Source organism: Pseudomonas orientalis (assembly GCF_002934065.1).
GTDB lineage: Bacteria > Pseudomonadota > Gammaproteobacteria > Pseudomonadales > Pseudomonadaceae > Aquipseudomonas > Aquipseudomonas orientalis_A.
In genome coordinates this window covers 236,305-257,231 of record NZ_CP018049.1, presented here as the reverse complement: position 1 = coordinate 257,231, position 20,927 = coordinate 236,305, and the positions used below count along the sequence as shown (strand labels likewise).

Sequence of the window (20,927 nt, the reverse complement as noted above, 5' to 3'; positions counted from 1 at the left end):
GTGAATACCTTCAAAGTGTGGGAGGGGGCTTGCCCCCGATAGCTATAGCCCAGGCACCACCAGACTCAAAGCCCCGCCGCCGCAAACCCAGGCGCCACCCAATCACTCACCTGAAACGACCGGCGAATCAACTTCTCCCTGGAAGCCAGATCCACCGCATCCTGCAATTTGCCCAGGAACACCGGGTCCAGCGTCGCCGGGAAAATCTGGCTGAGCTGCTGGTCCTTCAAATCATTGCTCAGGATCACTGGCGGATAACTGGCCAGCCCCGACACCAGCTCGATGTAGGCCTGTTTGTTGTTGTCATCGGTCAACCATTGCACCGCCTGCTGCTGGGCCTTGAGCAACTTGGCCACCGCGTCGGGATGCCCGTCGACGAACTGTTTGCTGCCCACCAATACCGCCTGGATGCTGCCGGCGCCGTTCAGGTCCTTGGTGGTCAGGGCGATCTCGGCCAGCCCCTTGGCTTGCAGCGCCGTGAGGTTCGAGCCGCCCCAGGTCGCGTCGATCTGCTTGGCGGCCAACGCCGCACCGGCCGCGTTGTAATCCAGGTTGATGACTTTCAGGTCCTTTTCACTCAGGCCCTGGCTGGCCAATGCGCTGTCGAATGACAACTGGCTGGCCGTGCCGCGAAACACCGCGACGCGCTTGCCCTTGAGGTCTTGCAAGGTCTTGATGCCCGAGCCCGGCACCACGCCCAGGTACTGCTTGATGTCACGCGCGGTAGCGCTGAGCAGGCGGGTATCCAGCCCGTTGGAACGGCCGATGATGGCCGCCAGGTCGCCGAGATAAGCGAGGTCCACCTGGCCATTGGCGAAGGCTTCATTGATCACCGGGCCCGCGCCCTTGAAGTAATTCCATTGAATCGTGATGCCCTGGTCGGCAAAGGCCTTTTCGAAGATCTGCTGTTGGCGCAACACATCGGTGATGCCGCCACCGCTGTGTTGGCTCCCGGCGCTGAGGTCGGGCACGGCAATACGGATCTCCTTGAGCTCGGCGGCCTGCACCAGACCCGCCAGCGCGGTAGCGGCGATCAGCGTGATCAGACGTTTGAAGGGCAGTTTCATAAGGGCAGCTCCTGGTGGGCGACGGTCGCCTGGGGAGCTGAAAGTAGCCATAGGCAGATAGAAACTTTAAATACTATAAATTCACAATTTAATAACCTTTTGAACTATGCGAGACAAACCGCAGGCTGCAGCGGGCTATGCATAAACAGCATCGAAAATATTCTCCGAATGCATTGGATGCGTGCCGGGCACGGGCTTTAAATGGACTCTCTTATCGCACAATCATCTTGATTACGTTTTTATAAGATCGGAATCACATAACGAAAGGAAGGTCCCCGATGGCCCGGACCGCACGGTTAAGCCCGCCTCTGACAACCCCCACACTGCGCTGGCCGGCGCTCAGCCCCTGGCTGTTACCGCTGACGCTATTAGCCTTGTGGTGGCTGGCCTGCCGTCATCAGTGGATGAGCGAACAAATCCTGCCGCCGCCTGCATTGGTGTGGAGCAGCGCCGTGGAACTGGCGGGCGGCGAGCTGTGGAGCCACCTGGCGATCAGTGTGCAGCGCTTGTTCTGGGGCTTGCTGGCGGGCATCGGCGCCGGGGCGTTGCTCGGCGCCTGGCTGGGCTTCAGCGCGCGCGCCGAGCGCCTGGTGTTTCCCACCTTCAGCGCGCTGGCGCAAGTGCCGACCCTGGCGTGGATCCCGTTGTTCATGGTGTTTTTCGGCATCGGCGAAACCCTGAAACTGGTGGTGCTGGTAAAGGCCATCGTGGTACCTGTGACCCTGCATACGCTGGTCGGCGTGCGCGATGCCCAGCCGCAGTTGCGCGAAACTGCCCGCGTGCTGCGCCTGCCCACCCACCTGCTGATCCGCCGGCTGATTCTGCCCGCCGCACTGCCGGCGTTCATGGCCGGTGTGCGCCTGGCCCTGGCGGCCGGTTGGACGTCGCTGCTGGCGGTGGAGTTGCTGGCCTCCAGTGAAGGCATCGGCTACTTGATGGTGTGGGCACGCCAGTTGTTCATGCTCGACATCGTCTTTGTATGCATCGTGGTCATCGGCGTGCTGGGCGTGGTGATGGACCGTGGCGTCGGCTGGCTGGACCGCAAATGGGTGCACTGGCCGCATCCGGCCACCGCGCACATCCGGCGCGGCCCGCGTTACCAGGGTTGGCAGCGCCTGCAGCCGTGGCTGCTGCCGCTGGGGTTGCTGGCGCTGTGGCAAGTGGCGACGCAGCAGGGCTGGGTCGACGCAAATATCCTGGTGAGCCCATGGACTGTGCTGCAGACCACCGCCACGGGCGTCGTGGATGGCACGCTGTCGGGCGCGCTGGGCAAAAGCCTGGGGCGCACCCTGGGTGGCCTGGCATTGGGCGCCAGCCTGGGGTTTGCCATCGGCTTGTGGCTGGGCTTGTCACCGCGCAGCGAGCGGGTGCTCGGCCCTACCCTGGCCGCCTTGCGCCAGATCGCAATCTTTGCCTGGGTGCCGTTGCTCACGGCCTGGTTTGGCCTGGGGGAATTGGCCAAATGGGTGTTTATCGGCCTGGCGGCGTTTTTCCCGCTGTTTATCGCCACCCAGCGCAGCGTGTTGAACCTGTCACCGCAACTGAGCGAAGCCGCACAGGTGCTGCGCCTGAACCTGTTCCAACGGCTGCGCCGCCTGATACTGCCGGGCGCGGCGCCGGGCATTTTCGCCGGGCTGCGCCTGAGCCTGATCTACGCCTGGCTGGGCACCATCGGCGCGGAATACTTCATGCCGTCCAATGGCGGCATCGGCAGCCTGATGATCGGCGCCCAACAGCTGCTGCGCATGGATTTGATCATGAGCGGCATGCTGCTGGTCGGCCTTACCGGCGCCACCCTCAACCTTATCGGCCAACGCCTTGAAAGCCGCGTCACCGGCTGGAGACACGCATGAACGCACCGATTGTCAGCTTCAACCATGTGGGCAAGTCCTTCGAGGTGGATGGCGTCGAGCTGGAAGCCATCCGCGAATTCAACCTGGAGATTGCCGAGGGCGAATTTGTGGCGATTGTCGGTTCGAGCGGCTGCGGCAAGTCCACGCTTTTACGCTTGCTGGTGGGGCTGGATACGCAGTTTCGCGGGCAGATTCAGGTCGATGGCAAAGCCGTGAGCGGCATCGGCAGCGAACGCGGCATCGTGTTCCAGGAACACCGCTTGTTCCCCTGGCTGACGGTGGCGCAGAACATCGGCCTGGGCCTGGTCAATGAGCCCTTGAGCGAGGCCGAGCGCAGCCGACGCATTGGCGACTTTATCGAACTGGTGGGCCTCACCGATTTCACCCGCGCCTATCCCCACCAACTGTCCGGCGGCATGGCGCAACGGGTAGCGATCGCCCGTGGCCTGGTGGCCAGCCCACGGATTCTGCTGCTGGACGAGCCGTTCGGCGCGCTGGATGCGCTGACCCGCCAGCAGATGCAGGACGAACTGCTGGCGATTCGCGCCCGCGCCAAAATCACTACGGTGTTGGTGACCCACGATGTGGAAGAGGCGATTTTCCTCGCCGACCGCGTGGTGGTGATGGAGCCCCGGCCCGGGCGGATCAAGCAGGTGGTCGAGATCGCCCTGCCCCATCCGCGCCAGCGCAGCAGCTTTGAATTCCACCAACTGCGCGAAGAACTGCTGCATGAACTGATCAGCGACGATCACTACCAGCCACCGGTGCGCGAACAGATCCGCGACCTGCCGCTGGCATTCATTGCTTGCTGAACGCGAGGTCGCTGTCCGGTTGCTCTTCGCGTTCAAACCGATTGGCCCGCGCAAAGGTGCCGAAATCATTGAAGCGCACGCCCATCTCGGCCATGACCTTGTGCGCCACCCTGACCGTCATCTGGCGGATATAGAACGGCTCCTTCACCACGAAATGGTGGATGCCGTGGGTGCTGCCGAAATTGAAACAGAACGCCTGCAACGGCCACATCCACCAGGGGTTGAGCACCTGGGTCTGCTGGATCACATTGCCCGGCTCCACATCGCCGTAGTAATGCATGTTGGAACTGACGAAGTGCAGGCAAAAGGTGCGCAGCACGTTGGGGCCGATGATCACCACCGCTGCGATATCGATCACCTGCATCATCTGCAGCGTCCCGGCTGACCAGTCGATGGGCGCGCCCACCAGACCGGCGATGCCGTTGGCGGCATGAAAACCGAGGAAGATGTACCACGCGCCCCAATGCAGCAGCGCCAGCGGTGCGTACACCAACAATACCCGCTTGAGGATGCTGAACCTGTGCGGCCAGGTCCTCGCGCGCAGCAGGCGGATCATGGCGGACATCATGTTGTCGCCCACCATCAGCAACCGCGCGATGCCCCAGGGCTCGCCGTTGGTGATGGCACGCTCTTCCACATCGGCCTCGGTGCCGGAGACCTTGTGATGATTGAGGTGCAGGTGCCGGCGAATCCACGGGTTGATCGTGCTCGGCCGCGCCAGCCACACCAGGCCCATCATCAGGTTGTGGGGCACGCGCTGCTTGCGAAAGTACATGCTGTGGATCAGGTCGTGTTCCAGCTCATGGGTGAGTGAGGCAAAGAACGCATTGAGCAGCAGGCATACCCACCAGTTCATATGACCGCTGATATACAGCGCCGCCGAACCCAGCATGCCGACCCAAGCGAACGCCAGGATGCCCGCGCCCAGCGCGTCCTGATGCAGCAGCCAGGGATGCCGCTGGCGCAGGCGCGCGCCCTCGGCCAGCACCACCTCGCGGATATGCGCCGAACGCTGTTGCGCGTTCATCTGCTGGGGACTTGCACAAGTACCGTCCATGCTTCCATTCTCTTGTGGAGTGATGCCTGCATCCTGCACCCAACCCTGGCGCAGGCCGCTAGCTCCGCACGCCAACCTGTTGACCGCAAGCGCCAATCGCCATGACTGAACCGACTTCCCTCGCCAGCTGGACCCGCGCCCTGCGCAAGCAACTCGAGGCCCTGGGCCTGGACAGCGCCGCGCTGTGCCTTGAGGCCGGGCTCGACCCGTTGCTGATGGACGACCCAAACGCACGCTACCCATTGTCGGCCACTACGCGCCTGTGGGCACTGGCGGTGCAGGCCAGTGGCGACCCGGCGATTGGCTTGCGGGTGTCGCGGTTTGTCAGCCCCACGACCTTTCATGCATTGGGTTACGCGCTGGTGGCCAGCGGCAGTTTGCGCGAAGTGTTCGAACGCATCGTGCGCTATCACCAGGTGGTCAGCGATGCCCTGAGCCTGGAGTTGAGCCGACACGGCGACTGCTACCGTTTTCGCCTGCTGCAACCCGAAGGCAGCCCGGCGCCGGCGCTGGAAGCCATTGATGCGTTTGCGGCGATCTATGTGCGCACCTGCCGCAATCGCCTGGGGCGCGACTATGCACCGCTGGCGGTTTACCTGCAGCGCCCGGAACCGTTCGACCCCGCGCCCTGGCACACGGTGTTTCGCGCACCGGTATTCTTTGGCGCCGAGGAAGACCGCCTGGAGTTCGCCGCCCAGGACTTCGACAGCCACCTGGACGATGCCAACCCGGAGTTGGCCGAACACAATGAAACCGTGCTCAAGCGCACCCTGGCGCAACTGCAGCCGCTGACCTGGGAGCGCAAGGTGCGCGCCGCCATCGAGGCGCAACTGCCCGACGGCGAACCCGGCGCGGAGCGGATCGCCCAGGCGTTGCATTTGAGTCTGCGCAGCCTGCAGCGGCACCTGGCGGATGAAGGTTGCCGGTTTGACGCGTTGCTCAATGAATGCCGGCAGAACCTGGCGCTGTTGCACCTGCGCGACCCGCAGTGTTCATTGGCCGAGATCAGTCATTTGCTGGGGTTTGCCGATACCAGCAGTTTCAACCGGGCGTTCAAGCGCTGGACGGGGATGACGCCGGGGCAGTTTCGGGATGGGTTGCGGTAGGGGAATGGGGGGTGTTTTTGAGGGCCTCATCGGGGGCAAGCCCCCTCCCACATTTGAACTGTGAATACATTTAAGTGTGGGAGGGGGCTTGCCCCCGATAGCGGTCTTTGAGGCTCTGCAAATCCCGGATCAATCACCGCCCCCGATCACGCCGCAACAATTTCCTCACCCGCGCCACCAACACCTTGGCGTCAAACGGCTTGAGCAAGTAATCGTCTTCATGCAATTCCAACCCTCGCAGCCGATCTTCAATCCCATCAGGCGTGGTCAGGAACAGCACGGGGGTTTCTCCGCGCTGGCGAATCGCCTGCTGCAACTTCCACGCATTCAGGCCCGGCAGCATCACGTCCAGGATCACCAGGTCGTACTCGGTGCTTTCCACAAAGCGCTGCGCCGCCATGCCGTTGGCCGCCACTTCAACGCCGAAACCCGCCTCGCTCAGGCCCTGGGCCATGCGTTGCGCCAGTTGCGGCTGGTCTTCCACTAACAACACCTGCATGCCTTACCTCTGGGTTTGATTACAAACCTGTCATCAAATTGTGCGGCTTTTGACCACGTCCACTGGCTACCGTGACGGCCTGCCTTCTGGAGCCCTCACCATGTTTCGCACTGCCTTGTTCCTGAGCCTCGCCGTGGCGACTGCCGCCCAGGCCACGCCGCAACTGCCACGTCACGCCGAGCTGGATCTGCGCACCGCACGCCAATTGGCCGATGCCGGCCTGGCGCACTGCACCGCCGCGCTGACCGTGCTCGACCGTGGCGGCAACCTGTTGCTGAGCCTGCGCGCCGACGGCGTCGGCCCACACAACAGCCTCGCCAGCCAGCGCAAGGCCTACACGGCGCTGTCGAGCAAAACCCCGACCCGGCTGTTCGCCGAGCGCGCGCGCAACAACCCCGAGGCCGCCAACCTTAACAGCTTGCCCGAGTTGCTGTTGCTCGGCGGTGGCGTGCCGCTGTTCGCCGACGCCGAGCTGGTCGGCGCACTGGGCATCGCCGGTGCCGGCGGCGCCGCGCAGGACGAAGCCTGCGCCGTACAGGCCGCCGAGCAACTGGGCCTGAAAATCACCCCTTGATACCACCTCTGTCAAAAAAGGACTTCACGATGAAAACCCTCAGCATGACCCTCGCCGCCCTCAGCCTGAGCGGCCTGTGCACCCTGGCCATGGCCGCCGGCAACCCGCTGAGCGTGCATGTGCTCAACCTGGAAAACGGCCTGCCGAGCGCCGGCGTCAACGTCACCCTGGAAGAACACGTGGGCGACCAATGGCAATCGCTGTCCCAGGGCGTGACCAACGAACAGGGGCGCATCGCCGAACTGTTTCCCGCTGATCGCAGCATGAAACCGGGCGAGTACCGCGTGGTGTTCAAGACCGGCGACTATTACAAGCACGCCAACCGCGAAACCTTCTTCCCCGAAGTGCCGGTGATTTTCCAGGTCAAGCAGGCTGATCAGCACTACCACATCCCGCTGCTGCTCAGCCCTTACGGCTTCTCCACCTATCGCGGTTCATAGGCCGGCAGCCAGCCGCAGGCCATTGAGGTCGAGAATCTCGATGGCCCCGTAGCTCAGGCCGAGCACGCCCTGTTGCTCCAGTGCCCTGAGCAGGCTGTTGGTGGTCTGGCGCGACAGGCCGAGCATCGCCGCCAGGTCCTCCTGGGGCAGTTGCAACACCCGGCGCGCCTGCGTTCGCTCACCGTAACCCTGAGCAATCATCAGCAGCCGATGGGCCAGCCGCGCCGACGCGGGCATCAGGCTCATCTGTTCGATATTGATCAACGACAGGCGCAGCTTGTGGCTCATCAACAGGGCCACATCGCGCCAATACGCCGGGTGCCGCTCGAGCATGCCGAGCATCGCCGCCTGCGGCACCTGCGCCAGCGTGCAAGGGCCCGTGGCGAGCGCATCGTGGGTGCGCGGCAGGTTGTCGAACAGGCAGATCTCGCCGAACCAGTGAGGCGTCTCCACCAGGCTCAGCACCGCTTCCTTGCCCTGGGCATTCACCGCGCTGATGCGCACCGTCCCTTCCAGCACCGCATACAGGCCACACGGCGGATCGCCGCGTTTGAATAGAAACTGCCCCGCCGTCAGCGTGCGCACCCGCGCCGCCGCCAGCAGGCTATGCTGCAAGTCTGCAGGCAGATGGCCAAACCAGTGGCCGCCGGCCAGGTGCGCGTGCCATTTGCCTGTGTCCATGGGAACTCCGAAGATTGTCGCCCAGTTGACAGTTAGGCGCCGACTGACAGGGCATGATCAAACATCCTACAGGAGGAACAACAATGAAAAGCCTCGTCGACCACCTCAGTCAATACGCCGCCTACCACCGCGACCCACGCAATATCGCCAGCCATTTCATCGGCATTCCCTTGATCGTGGTAGCGGTCGCCGTGCTGCTGTCACGCCCCGAATGGCCGGTGGGTGCGCTGTGGGTTTCCCCGGCGGTGCTGCTGGCGCTGTTTTCGGCATGGTTTTACCTGCGCCTGGAACTGGCCCTGGGACTCTTGATGACGTTGCTGATGGGCTTGTCGGTATGGGCCGGCCACGTGCTGGCGGCGCAGAACACGACGGTGTGGTTGAGCAGCGGTATCGGGATGTTTGTGGTGGGCTGGGTGATTCAGTTTGTCGGGCATTACTACGAAGGCCGGAAGCCGGCGTTCGTTGATGATGTATCCGGGCTGATCGTGGGGCCGCTGTTTGTGGTGGCGGAGCTGGCGTTTGCGCTGGGGTTGCGCCAGGCGCTGAAGCAGCAGATTGAGCAACGCTCAGGCCCGGTGGCACGCCGCGATCTCAAACCCAGCGGGATCTAAATGTGGGAGGGGGCTTGCCCCCGATGGCGGTGGATCAGTCAGCATATGTGTGACTGACACACCGCTATCGGGGGCAAGCCCCCTCCCACATTGGTAGCTCAGGCTTTTTGCCAGACCTTGGGTTTGAAGAACAGGGTTTCGCCACGGGTCAGGCCGGTCAGGCTGTCGTGGTCCTTCACCACTTCGGCTTCGATCAGCTCGGGCTGGCCTTCTACCTTGAGGGTCACGCGAGTAGTCGCGCCCAGCGGCCGGATGTCCCGCACCTCAGCTGCGTGGTGATCTTCAAGCTCATGCCGTGACAGCGACACCTCGTGCGGGCGGAACAGCAGGTGTTTGTCCTCGCCCAGATGCAAGCGGTTGGAGTCGCCCAGGAAGTGGTACACAAAGTCGCTGGCCGGGTTTTCGTAGACGTCGCCCGGCGAGCCGATCTGCTCGATCACGCCCTTGTTCATCACCACGATACGGTCGGCGACTTCCATGGCCTCTTCCTGGTCGTGGGTCACGAACACCGAGGTCAGGTTGATATCTTCATGCAGGCGCGCCAGCCAGCGGCGCAGCTCTTTGCGCACCTTGGCATCGAGGGCGCCGAAGGGTTCGTCCAGCAGCAGCACCTTGGGCTCCACCGCCAGGGCGCGGGCCAGGGCGATACGCTGGCGCTGGCCGCCGGAGAGTTGTTCCGGGTAGCGGTCAGACAGCCAGTCGAGCTGCACCATGTTCAGCAACTCGTGAACCTTGCTCGCGATCTGGCTTTCCGTCGGGCGCTGGTTTTTCGGCTTCATGCGCAGGCCGAAAGCGACGTTGTCAAACACGGTCATGTGGCGGAACAGTGCGTAGTGCTGGAACACAAAGCCCACATTGCGATCACGCACATCGTGACCGGAGACGTCCTCGCCGTGGAACACGATGCTGCCGGCGTCCGGGGTTTCCAGGCCTGCAATGATGCGCAGCAAGGTGGTCTTGCCGCAGCCGGACGGGCCCAGCAACGCCACCAACTCGCCACTCTGGATATCCAGGTTGATGCTGTCCAGGGCCTTGAAGGCGTTGAAGTTCTTGCTGACATTACGGACTTCGATCGACATGACTTATTCCTCACCGGCGCTGTTGCGCAGGCGGTTGATTCGGTTCTCGCTCCACTGCTTGAGCAGCAGGATGAAGAGCGCCAGGATCAGCAACAGGCTGGCCACCGCGAAGGCGGCGACGTGGTTGTATTCGTTGTAGAGAATCTCGACATGCAGCGGCAGGGTGTTGGTCACGCCGCGGATATGGCCGGACACCACCGACACCGCGCCGAACTCCCCCATGGCCCGCGCCGTGCAGAGCACCACGCCGTAGATCAGGCCCCACTTGATGTTCGGGACGGTGACATGCCAGAACATCTGCCAGCCGTTGGCACCGAGCAGGCGCGCGGCTTCTTCTTCCTGGGTGCCCTGCTCCTGCATCAGCGGGATCAGCTCACGGGCCACGAACGGCACGGTGACGAAGATGGTCGCCAGCACGATGCCGGGCAAGGCGAACACAATCTGGATGTCATGGTCCTGCAACCAGGGGCCGAAGAAGCCCTGGGCGCCGAACATCAGCACGTAGACCAGGCCTGCGATCACCGGGGACACCGAGAACGGCAAGTCGATCAGCGTCACCAGGATGCTTTTGCCACGGAATGAATATTTGCTCACGCACCACGCGGCGCTGACGCCAAACACCAGGTTGAGCGGCACCGAGATCACCACAGCGATCACCGTGAGTTTCAGCGCCGACAGCGCATCCGGTTCAAGGATCGCGGTGAAGAACGCGCCGAGGCCGTTCTTCAGGCCCTGGGACACCACGATCAGCAGCGGCAGCAGCAGGAACAGGGCAAACACCAGCCAGCCAAGGCCGATCAGGACGCGTCGCGAGGTCGCGCTGCCACGCCGGGCGGCGTTGGCCGAGGACGCGGCGGATATAGACGATTGGGACATGTTCCGCGCCTCCTTATGGACGTTCGATGCGCCGCTGCAACAAGTTGATCAGCAGCAGCAGGACAAAGGAAACCACCAGCATCAGCACCCCGATAGAGGTGGCGCCACGGTAGTCGTACTGGTCGAGCTTGACCATGATCAGCAACGGCAGGATTTCGGTTTTCATCGGCATGTTGCCGGCGATGAAAATTACCGAGCCGTACTCACCGACGCCCCGCGCGAACGCCAGCGCGAAACCGGTCAGCCAGGCCGGCAACAGGGCCGGCACGAGGATATGGCGGAACACTTGCAATGGCCTGGCGCCCAGGCAGGCGGCGGCTTCTTCGACTTCCCGGGGGATATCGGCCAGTACCGGCTGCACCGTGCGCACCACGAACGGCAAGGTCACGAAGGTCAGCGCCAGGGTGATACCCAGCGGCGTATAGGCGATCTTGAAGCCCAGGTCGGCGGCGAACTGGCCCACCAGGCCGTTGGGCGCATACAGCGCGGTCAGCGCGATACCGGCCACGGCGGTGGGCAAGGCGAACGGCAGGTCGATCATCGCATCGATGACCTTGCGGCCGGGGAAGGTGTAGCGCACCAGCACCCAGGCCAGCAGGGTGCCGATCACGCCGTTGATCAGCGCGGCGTACAAGGCGGTGCTGAAGCTCAATTTCAACGCCGCCAACACGCGGGGTGCGGAGATGATGGCCCAGAACTGATCCCAGGTGAGTTGAGCGGCGTGCACAAACATCGCCGCCAGGGGGATGAGTACGATCAGGCTGAGGTACACCACGGTGTAGCCCAGCGTCAGCCCGAAGCCGGGTATGACGGGGGAAATACGACGCGACATAAGAGTCCTTGGTTAAAGGGTAGAAACCATTGTAGGAGCGAGCTTGCTCGCGAAAGAATCAAGGGCACCGCGCTCATTCAGAATGTACGCGTTATCGTTGACGACCTTCGCGAGCAAGCTCGCTCCTACAGGTACTTTGGTTTATTGCGCCGTGTAGATCTGGTCGAACACGCCACCGTCGTTAAAGAATTTCGGTTGGGCAGTTTTCCAGCCGCCGAAGTCTTTGTCGATGGTGACCAGGTCCAGTTCAGGGAACTGTTGGGCGTATTTGGCGGCAACTTTCGCATCGCGTGGGCGGTAGAAGTTTTTCGCCGCAATCTCCTGGCCCGCCGGGCTGTACAGGTGCTTGAGGTATTCAGTCGCGATCTCGGTATTGCCCTTTTTCTCGGCGTTCTTGTCGACCACGGCCACCGGCGGCTCCGCGAGGATCGACAGGGACGGCACGACGATGTCGAACTTGTCGGCGCCGCCGTCTTCCTTGAGCGCCAGGAACGCTTCGTTTTCCCAGGCCAGCAGCACGTCGCCCTGACCGTTGTTGACGAAGGTGATGGTGGAACCGCGTGCGCCGGTGTCGAGGATCGGCACGTGCTTGAACAGCTCTTTAACGTATTCCTGGGCCTTGGCTTCGCTGCCGCCGGTCTTCAGGCCATAGGCCCAGGCGGCGAGGAAGTTCCAGCGCGCACCGCCGGAGGTTTTCGGGTTAGGCGTAATCACCGACACGTCTTTCTTGATCAGGTCGCCCCAGTCCTTGATGCCTTTGGGGTTGCCCTTGCGCACCAGGAACACGATGGTCGAGGTGTACGGGGTGCTGGCGTCCGGCAGGCGGGTTTGCCAGTTTTCCGGCAGAGTCTTGCCCAGCTTGGCGATTTCGTCGATGTCGCCGGCCAGGGCCAGGGTTACCACGTCGGCGCGCAGGCCGTCGATCACCGCGCGGCCTTGCTTGCCCGAACCACCGTGGGATTGCTGGATCTTGACGTTGTCGCCCGGGTGGGACTGTTTCCAGAAGCTGGTGAACTCAGCGTTGTAGTCCTGGTACAGCTCACGGGTGGGGTCGTACGAGACGTTGAGCAACTCGTAGTCCTTGGCAACGGCGGAACCGGCAAACACGGCACTGGCCAGCGCGGCCAGGGCGTAACGGCGAATCGACGACATAGAAGCTCCTGAAAATTCTTGAGTGTTGGCTTTTTTTTATAATTGCGGGTCTATCGCCGTTGCTGCTCAGCTCGGTTTGTTACCCGGGTTCTGCAGGCGGAATTTTTCCTTGCGTTCGATCTGTACCACTTGAGCGTTGTGTACGGTGATTTCCACCGCGCCAAACCGCAGATCGCGCAGGGCGCTCTGGATCTCACGCAAAATGGCTGCTTCGTCCTGGCCGTCGACGCTACGTAGAGATGCGCTCATGGTCTCGCTCCTGAAATGAATAGTGCCTGGCAGTGGCGGCACTGCTTGCGGCGTGAGAGCGATAGTAGATAAGCGGGGATATTCTTAAAAATACTATTTAAGAATGTTTATATAACCAGAAAGAATTTTCTGCTGGGGCGTGGGGTTACACTTGGGTTTTGAACCACAGCACTGAAATAAAGCCTTGTGCAGTTCCAATGTGGGAGGGGGCTTGCCCCCGATAGCGGTGTGTCAGGTCAGTCACTCTTGGCTGACACACTGCCATCGGGGGCAAGCCCCCTCCCACATTTGGACTGCATTTCAAGCCCGGATGGCGGGTGCTCGTGCCCAATTGATCTCATCGGCCGGCACCGGCTTGCCAAACCAGTACCCCTGCCCCATGTCGCATTCCTGGTCCAGCAGGAAGCGGGCCTGCTCCACCTGCTCGATCCCTTCGGCATGCACCTGCATGCCCATGCTTTTCGCCAGGGCGATGACCACGCGCACGATGGCGGCGTCGTCTTCATCCCACGGGAGGCCTGCGACAAAGCCCTGATCGATCTTGAGTTTCTGCACCGGCAAGCGCTTGAGGCGCAGCAGCGAGGAATAGCCGGTGCCGAAGTCGTCGATGGCCAGGCGCAATCCCAGCTCGCGCAGGCGGTGCAGCTGTTCAAGGGCCACTTCCGGGTCGTCCATCACCGCGCTTTCGGTGACTTCCAGCTCAAGGAAGGCCGGGTCCAGTCCCGTATCGTGAAGCACCTGGCCCACGTGTTCGTAGAGTTCGCGCCGGGCAAACAGCCGGCTGGACACGTTGACGGCGATAAAACCCAACGGCGCGCCGTCCGCCAGCCATTGGCACATCTGGCGGCAGGCTTGGTTCATCACCCAGGCATCGATGTCGGCGATCAACCCGGTGCGCTCGGCGATGGGGATGAACTCGCCCGGCGGCACCAGGCCGCGTTCCGGGTGCTGCCAGCGCACCAGTGCTTCGACGCCGATCAGGCGGCTGTCCTGCAGGCCGTGCACCGGCTGGTAATAGACGCGCAGTTCCTGCTGGTCGAGGGCGCGGCGCAGTTCGCTGGCGATTTCCACCCGATTCTGCGCGTGAGCCGTCAGCTCCTCGGTGTACAGGGCGTAGCCTTCACGGCCCGCGTGCTTGGCCTTGAACAGCGCCGAGTCGGCGTTGCGCAACAATTGCTCGGCGCTCAGCGCATCGCTGGGGAACAGACTGATGCCGATGCTGGCGCTGATAAACAGCTGGTTGCCGTCAAACACAAACGGTTCCTTCATGGCATCGAGCATGCGCTGCGCCATGGCAGCCGCCTGCATCACCTGTGGACAACTCTCCACCAACACCGCGAACTCGTCGCCGCCCAGGCGCGCCAGGGTCACCCCGGGCCTGAACAGCCCCTTCAGACGCTCGGCCACCAGCTTGAGCAGTTGATCGCCCACATTGTGGCCCAGGCTGTCATTGATGATCTTGAAGTGGTCCAGGTCGAGCAGCAACAGTGCACAGCCACGTTTGTGCACTTGCGCCGAGGCCAGGGCCTGCTCGGCGCGATCGGTGAACAGCAAGCGGTTGGGCAAGTCGGTGAGCGGGTCGTGATGAGCCAGGTGCGCCAGTTCGTGTTCGGAGTCCTTGATGGCGCTGATGTCCGAGAACACCGCGACATAGTGGCTGATGCGGCCTTGCTCATCGCGGATGACGCGGATGGTTTGCCACTGTGGGTAAATTTCTCCGCTTTGGCGTCGGTTCCAGATTTCGCCGCTCCATTCACCGCTGCGCTCGAGGGTCTGGAACATCTGCCGATAAAAATTCGACGAATGGCGCCCGGACTTGAACAGGCTGGGGGGCTTGCCCATGACGTCTTCGCGCCGGTAGCCGGTGATCTCCATGAACGCACGATTGACGTGCACGATCAGGCCTCGGGCATCGGTGACCAGCACCCCTTCACGGGTGCAATCAAACACCGCAGCGGCCTGTTGCAGGCGCTCATGGTTTTCTTTCAGGGGTTGTTGCAGCTGGTGGACACGGGCGAAACGCACGCCCATCAGGTAGATAGCCAGCGCGCTCAGGCCCACCCAGACATAGCCGCGCAGTTGCAGCCAATGCGCCAACGCCTGGGGTTCATCGATAAAGTTGATCAATAAGTGGTGGCTGAGCCTGAGCCATACAATGGAAATCAGCAGGTATACCAGCCCCGCACGTAGGGCTCCTCGGTATGTAAACAGCATATGGTCAGTAATCCTTACCAAAAAACAGAATCGCCCTACGAAGGCTGAGGATTATAGAATAAGAAACATCCAGTCACTCCTATCTGAAAGAGCGGCTGGTTTTCTCTGTAGGCTTAGTGATAATGCGTGAGCTGTTCTTTTCTTTATCTGAGGGCCATACAGCCTATGTGGTACAACGGTTTTCTTGACCTGTCAGCCTGGCAACTGGTGGCAGTCACGCTGTTGATGACCCACGTGACCATTATTGGGGTCACGGTCTATCTGCACCGTTATTCAGCCCATCGCTCGCTCGAGCTCAATGCCGGCCTAAAACACTTCTTCCGCTTCTGGCTGTGGCTGACCACGGCGCAGAACACCCGCGAGTGGACCGCTATCCACCGCAAGCACCACGCCAAATGCGAAACCGTCGATGACCCCCACAGCCCGGTGATCAAGGGCCTGTCCACCGTGCTGCGCAAAGGCGCCGAGCTGTACCGCGCCGAGGCGGAAAACCCCGAGACCCTGCGCATCTACGGCAAGAACTGCCCGGACGACTGGATCGAACGCAACCTCTACACGCGCTTCCCGTTGCTGGGCGTGGCGCTCATGGGCGTGATCGACCTGCTGCTGTTCGGCACCATCGGCATCACCATCTGGGCGATCCAGATGATGTGGATCCCGTTCTGGGCCGCCGGCGTGATCAACGGCCTAGGCCATGCCGTGGGCTATCGCAACTTCGAATGCCGCGATGCGGCCACCAACCTGGTGCCGTGGGGCATCATCGTGGGCGGTGAAGAGTTGCACAACAACCATCACACCTACCCCAACTCGGCCAAGTTGTCGGTCAAGAAATGGGAGTTCGACCTGGGCTGGGCCTGGATCAAGGTGTTCAGCTTCCTGCGCCTGGCCAAGGTGCAGCGCGTCGCACCGATCGCCCACCGCGTCGAAGGCAAGGGCCACCTGGACATGGACACCGCCATGGCGATCCTCAACAACCGCTTCCAGATCATGGCCCAATACCGCAAATTGGTCATCGGCCCGCTGGTCAAGCAGGAGCTGGAGAAAGTCGATCACTCGGTCCGCCACCAGTTCCACCGCGCCAAGCGCCTGTTGTCGCGGGAAACCAGCCTGCTGAGCGATCGCCACCATGTGCGCATTCAAAGCATGCTGGAGCACAGCCAGGCACTGAGCGTGATCTACGAGAAGCGTCTGGCGCTGCAGCAGATCTGGCTCAAGACCAGCACCAACGGCCACGACATGCTCGCGGCGATCAAGGAATGGGTACACGAAGCCGAGGCCAGCGGTATCCAATCCCTGCGCGATTTTGCCCACCAATTGAAGACCTATTCATTGCGCCCTGCAGGGGTCTGACGCGACGGCGGGAGGGCTCGCCCTCCCGCACATTGGCTTTCTGACGCCATTTTCCGGGCACCGCCAATCGAGCCCGATCACGGAACTTCACCGCAATTCCCCTCTCTCAAAGAACACTTCGCCATCATGGTGACCGCTTGTAGTGACCGCTGTTCCATCCTGCGGCGCGCCCAGAGAGAGTTGTTCCGATGGTTCACGAAAAGCCCTGCACGCCTGATGTGTCCTCTGCCCAGCCACCGCGCCCGGCGGCCGCGTCGACGCTGTTGGCGCTGATGCATGCCCAGGGTGAGGTCGAGCGCCTGAGTGCGCGTGAGCAGCTGCTCAGCTCGCTGCTGGTGAGCGTGAACGCCGTACTGTGGGCCATCGATTGGGAAACCCGTCGCGTGCTGTACGTCAGCCCCGCCTATGAACGGATATTCGGCCGCAGCGCCGGTTTGCTGCTGGCCGACCATCGGGAATGGCGCAACAGCATCCACCCCGAAGACCTCGACTATGCCGAACACAGCCTGGCCCGTGTATTGGAGCAGGGCGCCGTGGAAGACCGCGAATACCGCATCGTCACGCTCGACGGGCAGATCCGCTGGCTCAGTGACAAGTGCTACATCAACCAGCAGGCCGAGCCGGGCAAGCCGATGATCGTCGTGGGCATCGCCGAGGACATCACCGAAAAAAAGCACCTGGAGCTGGAACTGCATCGCCTGGCCACCACCGATGTGCTGACCCAGAGCAGCAACCGCCGGCACTTCTTCGAACTCGCCAACCAGGCCTTTGACAGCGCCTGTGCGCAGGGCACGCCGCTGGCATTCCTGCTGCTGGACATCGATGATTTCAAAGACATCAACGACACCTACGGCCATCTGGAAGGCGACCAGGTGCTGCGGCGCATCGCCGAAAGCGGGCGTGGTGTGTTGCGCCGTGGCGACCTGTTCGGACGTATCGGTGGCGAAGAATTCGCCGCCGTACTGCCCGGCTGCGCCCCGGAGATGGCCCTGCAGGTGGCCGAGCGGCTGGGCAAGGAAATCCAGGCGCTGAGTTTCAGTGTCGAAGGTCACGCGTTTACCGTGACGGTCAGCCAGGGATTGACCAGCCTGCGCGAAGATGACTCAACCCTGGACAAACTGTTCGGCCGCGCCGATGCGGCGATGTATGAGGCCAAGCGTCAGGGGAAGAATCGCGTGATTGCGGCCTGACACTGTTCGAAATGTGGGAGGGGGCTTGCCCCCGATGGCGGTGTGTCAGCCGGTATATTCATCAACTGACAGACCGCTATCGGGGGCAAGCCCCCTCCCACAGGGGTTCAGCGCTTACAGCTCGGCAAAGCACTCTTCAATGATTGCCAGGCCCTTGTCCAATTGCTCGTCCGGCGAGGTCAACGGCACCAGTACACGCAACACGTTGCCGTAGGTACCGCAGGACAACAGGATCAGGCCCTTGTCACGCGCCTTGGCCACTACAGATGCAACGGCAGCGGCGTTCGGTTTGTGGCTGTCGCCATCTTCGAACAGTTCCACCGCGATCATCGCGCCCAGGGCACGCACTTCGCCGATCACCGGGTATTTGGCCTGGATGGCCTTGAGGCCGGTCACCAGGCGCTCGCCGACAGCCTTGCAGCGGTCCAGCAGGTGCTCTTCTTCGAACACTTCCATCACCGCCAGTGCGGCGGCGCAGGCAATCGGGCTGCCGGCATAGGTGCCGCCCAGGCCGCCCGGGGCGATGGCGTCCATGTATTCGGCCTTGCCGCACACACCGGCCAACGGGAAGCCGCCGGCGATGGATTTGGCAAAGGTGGTCAGGTCGGCGGCAACGCCCATCTGTTCCATGGCGAAGAAGGTACCGGTACGACCGGCACCGGTTTGCACTTCGTCGGCGATCAGCAGGATGCCGTGCTTGTCGCACAGCTCGCGCAGGCGCTTCATGAACGATTTAGGCGCGACGTAGAACCCGCCCTCACCCTGCACCGGCTCGATGATGATCGCAGCGATATCACGCGGCTCGGCGTCGTTCTTGAAGATGCGCTCGATGCTGGCGATGGCGTCGTCGTCGCTCACACCGTGCAGTTCGTTCGGATACAGCGCACGGAACACACCGCCTGGCATCAGGCCCATGCCGGCCGAGTAAGGCACGACTTTGCCGGTGAGGCCCAGGGTCATCATGGTGCGGCCGTGGTAAGCGCCGGTGAAGGCGATCACCCCAGCACGGCCAGTGGCGGCGCGGGCGATTTTCACGGCGTTTTCCACCGCTTCGGAACCGGTGGTGACCAGCAGGGTTTTCTTGGCGAAATCACCTGGCACCTTGGCCGCGACTTTTTCGCACACTTCCACGTAGGGCTCGTAAGCCAATACCTGGAAGCAGGTGTGGGTCAACTTGTTCAGTTGCGCGGTCACCGCCGCGATGATTTTCGGGTGCACGTGGCCGGTGTTGAGCACGGCAATACCGCCGGCGAAGTCGATGAACTCGCGACCTTCAACGTCGGTCACGGTGGCGTTCTTTGCCGATTCGGCGAAGATCGGGTGAATCTGGCCAACACCGCGCGGTACAGCGGCTTCGCGGCGTTTCATCAGGGATGCGTTGGTCTTGCTCATAAAGTCCTCATTCGCCGCTCATCGGGCGGCGTGGTTCAAGGATAGGTGACGGGGAGGCAACTACGGCAGCATGCGATGATCGACTGCCACAGCTTTCCCGGCCACTGCGAATAACGACGTGAAACACGCAAAGGGACAGCGCTCTCGTGCCCTTTGCGTCTGTTGCAATCTCTTACAGGGCTTAGATGCCCAGGCAGAGGTATTTGATTTCCAGGTAATCCTCGATCCCGTACTTGGAGCCTTCACGGCCCAGGCCCGAGGCCTTGATGCCGCCGAACGGCGCCACTTCGTTGGAGATCAACCCGGTGTTGACGCCGACCATGCCGTATTCCAGGGCTTCAGCCACACGGAACACACGGCCCAGGTCGCGGGCGTAGAAATACGAGGCCAGGCCGAATTCGGTGTCGTTGGACATCGCGATCACTTCGGCTTCGTCTTTGAAACGGAACAGCGGCGCCAGTGGACCGAAGGTTTCTTCCTTGGCCACGGCGGCGTTTTTCGGCACGTCGGTAAGGATGGTCGGCTCGAAGAAGTTGCCTTCCATCGCCTTGCCACCGGCCAGCAGCTTGGCGCCTTTGCTCAGGGCATCGGCAATGTGCTCTTTGACCTTGGCCACGGCTTTTTCGTCGATCAGCGGACCGGTGGTGGTGCCTTCTTCCAGACCGTTGCCGATCTTGAGCTTGGCCACGGCCACTTTGAGTTTTTCGGCAAACGCGTCGTACACCGAATCCTGAATATACAGACGGTTGGCGCACACGCAGGTCTGGCCGTTGTTGCGGTACTTGGAAATGATCGCGCCCTCGACGGCCTTATCCAGGTCAGCGTCGTCGAACACGATGAACGGCGCGTTGCCGCCCAATTCCAGGGAGACCTTCTTGATGTCCTTGGCGCATTCAGCCATCAACTGGCGACCGATCTCGGTGGAGCCGGTGAAGGACAATTTCCGCACGATCGGGTTGCTGGTCAGCTCGCCGCCGATGTCGCCGGCGCTGCCGGTGACCACGCTGAGCACGCCTTTGGGAATACCGGCACGGTGCGCCAGCTCAACCAGGGCCAGGGCCGAAAACGGCGTTTGCGAGGCCGGCTTGATCACCATGGTGCAACCAGCGGCCAGGGCCGGGCCGGCTTTGCGGGTGATCATGGCGGCGGGGAAGTTCCACGGGGTGATGGCTGCGGTCACGCCGATCGGCTGCTTGATCACGATCAAGCGCTTGTCGGGCTGGTGGCCGGGAATCACGTCACCGTAGATGCGCTTGGCTTCTTCGGCGAACCACTCGATAAAGGAGGCGGCGTAGACAATTTCACCCTTGGCTTCGGCCAGCGGCTTGCCTTGTTCAAGGGTCATCAGGCGGCCGAGGTCGTCCTGGTTTTCGATCAGCAGTTCGAACCAACGACGCAGCTTGTTGGCGCGCTCCTTGGCGGTGAGTGCACGCCAGGCCGGCAGGGCCTTGTCGGCCGCTTCGATGGCACGGCGGGTTTCCGCGGCGCCCATCTTCGGCACGGTACCGAGAATCTCGCCCGTGGCGGGGTTGTTGACCTTGATCGTCTGACCGTTGTCCGCATCGACCCAATCGCCATCGATGAAGGCTTGCTGGCGGAACAACTGGGTATCTTTGAGCTGCATGTCGGCTTTCCTTAACAGCACCGCGCGCACGCGGAGCGAATTAGAGTTATTGAAAGGCGCCTGGTGGGCTGCCGTCAGGGAAATCAGCCTCGGTGCGCACCCTCTATAAAGCGCGCACGGGAGACAGAGCGTTTGAAATCTCAAACGAATCCTAGGATCAATGGGGGGAAGGGGCAATAGGCTGTTCGAAAAAAAGAACGTAAACGGGGCTTTTGCCAGATTTTTCTGATCAGCGTAACTGGCCCAGATTTCATTGCATCGTTCAGTGG

At 62.1% G+C, this 20,927-nt stretch carries 20 protein-coding genes; 8 read left to right on the top strand and 12 right to left on the bottom strand.

The annotated features are described in order from the left end of the window. Nucleotides 1-65 precede the first annotated feature (65 nt). The gene (locus BOP93_RS01040) at nt 66-1,067 is read right to left on the bottom strand and encodes an ABC transporter substrate-binding protein (RefSeq protein WP_104501248.1); all 1,002 of its coding nucleotides are present in this window, start codon (nt 1,065-1,067) and stop codon (nt 66-68) included. A 278-nt stretch (nt 1,068-1,345) separates the two neighbouring features. Between BOP93_RS01040 and BOP93_RS01035 the strand changes: the two genes are divergently transcribed. Together BOP93_RS01035 and BOP93_RS01030 are read left to right on the top strand one after the other, a co-directional pair. Next, nucleotides 1,346-2,920, top strand: coding sequence for an ABC transporter permease (locus BOP93_RS01035; RefSeq protein ID WP_104501247.1), 1,575 nt, complete (start codon nt 1,346-1,348; stop codon nt 2,918-2,920). Next, the gene (locus BOP93_RS01030) at nt 2,917-3,732 is read left to right on the top strand and encodes an ABC transporter ATP-binding protein (protein WP_065893831.1); all 816 of its coding nucleotides are present in this window, start codon (nt 2,917-2,919) and stop codon (nt 3,730-3,732) included. Before BOP93_RS01035 ends, BOP93_RS01030 begins: the two co-directional genes overlap by 4 nt. Here the strand turns inward: BOP93_RS01030 and BOP93_RS01025 are convergent. Continuing rightward, nucleotides 3,719-4,789, bottom strand: coding sequence for a fatty acid desaturase (locus tag BOP93_RS01025; protein WP_104501246.1), 1,071 nt, complete (start codon nt 4,787-4,789; stop codon nt 3,719-3,721). The two genes, BOP93_RS01030 and BOP93_RS01025, sit on opposite strands and share 14 nt — an antisense overlap. A 101-nt stretch (nt 4,790-4,890) precedes the next feature. On the opposite strand from BOP93_RS01025, the gene BOP93_RS01020 reads away from it, so the two are divergent. Further along, nucleotides 4,891-5,895 (top strand): AraC family transcriptional regulator, encoded by a 1,005-nt coding sequence (locus tag BOP93_RS01020; RefSeq protein ID WP_104501245.1) that lies wholly within the window; start codon nt 4,891-4,893, stop codon nt 5,893-5,895. A 133-nt stretch (nt 5,896-6,028) separates the two neighbouring features. Here BOP93_RS01020 and BOP93_RS01015 read toward each other — a convergent pair whose 3' ends face one another. Beyond that, complete coding sequence (locus tag BOP93_RS01015; RefSeq protein WP_057725354.1) at nt 6,029-6,394, bottom strand: response regulator; 366 nt, start codon at nt 6,392-6,394, stop codon at nt 6,029-6,031. Between the two features lie 100 nt (nt 6,395-6,494). Between BOP93_RS01015 and BOP93_RS01010 the strand changes: the two genes are divergently transcribed. Together BOP93_RS01010 and uraH are read left to right on the top strand one after the other, a co-directional pair. After that, the gene (locus tag BOP93_RS01010; protein WP_057725353.1) at nt 6,495-6,968 is read left to right on the top strand and encodes a GlcG/HbpS family heme-binding protein; all 474 of its coding nucleotides are present in this window, start codon (nt 6,495-6,497) and stop codon (nt 6,966-6,968) included. A 29-nt stretch (nt 6,969-6,997) separates the two neighbouring features. Next, nucleotides 6,998-7,408 carry a hydroxyisourate hydrolase gene (gene uraH / locus BOP93_RS01005; RefSeq protein ID WP_104501244.1) on the top strand — a complete coding sequence of 137 codons (411 nt, stop codon included), beginning with the start codon at nt 6,998-7,000 and terminating at the stop codon, nt 7,406-7,408. Here uraH and BOP93_RS01000 read toward each other — a convergent pair. Beyond that, complete coding sequence (locus tag BOP93_RS01000; protein ID WP_065933452.1) at nt 7,403-8,089, bottom strand: Crp/Fnr family transcriptional regulator; 687 nt, start codon at nt 8,087-8,089, stop codon at nt 7,403-7,405. The two genes, uraH and BOP93_RS01000, sit on opposite strands and share 6 nt — an antisense overlap. A gap of 83 nt (nt 8,090-8,172) precedes the next feature. Here BOP93_RS01000 and BOP93_RS00995 point away from each other — a divergent pair, with 83 nt between their 5' ends. Further along, complete coding sequence (locus tag BOP93_RS00995) at nt 8,173-8,700, top strand: DUF962 domain-containing protein (protein ID WP_104501243.1); 528 nt, start codon at nt 8,173-8,175, stop codon at nt 8,698-8,700. A gap of 98 nt (nt 8,701-8,798) precedes the next feature. Here BOP93_RS00995 and BOP93_RS00990 read toward each other — a convergent pair whose 3' ends face one another. From BOP93_RS00990 to dibA, 6 genes are all read right to left on the bottom strand, one after another. Then, the gene (locus BOP93_RS00990; protein WP_057725349.1) at nt 8,799-9,779 is read right to left on the bottom strand and encodes a sulfate/molybdate ABC transporter ATP-binding protein; all 981 of its coding nucleotides are present in this window, start codon (nt 9,777-9,779) and stop codon (nt 8,799-8,801) included. 3 nt (nt 9,780-9,782) lie between these two features. Next, complete coding sequence (cysW, locus tag BOP93_RS00985; protein WP_065883110.1) at nt 9,783-10,655, bottom strand: sulfate ABC transporter permease subunit CysW; 873 nt, start codon at nt 10,653-10,655, stop codon at nt 9,783-9,785. Nucleotides 10,656-10,668: 13 nt separating this feature from the next. Next, nucleotides 10,669-11,487, bottom strand: a complete 819-nt coding sequence (gene cysT, locus BOP93_RS00980; RefSeq protein WP_104501242.1) for a sulfate ABC transporter permease subunit CysT — start codon at nt 11,485-11,487, stop codon at nt 10,669-10,671. Between the two features lie 141 nt (nt 11,488-11,628). Beyond that, on the bottom strand, nt 11,629-12,639 hold the full coding sequence (locus BOP93_RS00975) for a sulfate ABC transporter substrate-binding protein (protein WP_065893836.1): 1,011 nt from the start codon (nt 12,637-12,639) through the stop codon (nt 11,629-11,631). A gap of 66 nt (nt 12,640-12,705) precedes the next feature. Continuing rightward, nucleotides 12,706-12,888 carry a sulfur starvation response protein OscA gene (gene oscA / locus BOP93_RS00970; protein ID WP_003170956.1) on the bottom strand — a complete coding sequence of 61 codons (183 nt, stop codon included), beginning with the start codon at nt 12,886-12,888 and terminating at the stop codon, nt 12,706-12,708. A 300-nt stretch (nt 12,889-13,188) separates the two neighbouring features. Continuing rightward, nucleotides 13,189-15,102, bottom strand: a complete 1,914-nt coding sequence (dibA, locus tag BOP93_RS00965; RefSeq protein ID WP_104501241.1) for a phosphodiesterase DibA — start codon at nt 15,100-15,102, stop codon at nt 13,189-13,191. 165 nt (nt 15,103-15,267) lie between these two features. On the opposite strand from dibA, the gene desA reads away from it, so the two are divergent. Together desA and BOP93_RS00955 are read left to right on the top strand one after the other, a co-directional pair. After that, nucleotides 15,268-16,452, top strand: a complete 1,185-nt coding sequence (gene desA, locus BOP93_RS00960) for a delta-9 fatty acid desaturase DesA (RefSeq protein WP_057725344.1) — start codon at nt 15,268-15,270, stop codon at nt 16,450-16,452. A gap of 188 nt (nt 16,453-16,640) precedes the next feature. Beyond that, nucleotides 16,641-17,642, top strand: a complete 1,002-nt coding sequence (locus tag BOP93_RS00955) for a sensor domain-containing diguanylate cyclase (protein WP_104501240.1) — start codon at nt 16,641-16,643, stop codon at nt 17,640-17,642. Nucleotides 17,643-17,756: 114 nt separating this feature from the next. Here the strand turns inward: BOP93_RS00955 and gabT are convergent, their stop codons facing one another. Together gabT and gabD are read right to left on the bottom strand one after the other, a co-directional pair. Beyond that, nucleotides 17,757-19,034, bottom strand: a complete 1,278-nt coding sequence (gabT, locus tag BOP93_RS00950) for a 4-aminobutyrate--2-oxoglutarate transaminase (protein ID WP_104501239.1) — start codon at nt 19,032-19,034, stop codon at nt 17,757-17,759. Between the two features lie 181 nt (nt 19,035-19,215). Next, a complete protein-coding gene (gene gabD / locus BOP93_RS00945) occupies nt 19,216-20,658 on the bottom strand; it encodes an NADP-dependent succinate-semialdehyde dehydrogenase (protein WP_104501238.1) in 1,443 nt (480 codons plus the stop codon). Between the last annotated feature and the right edge of the window lie 269 nt (nt 20,659-20,927).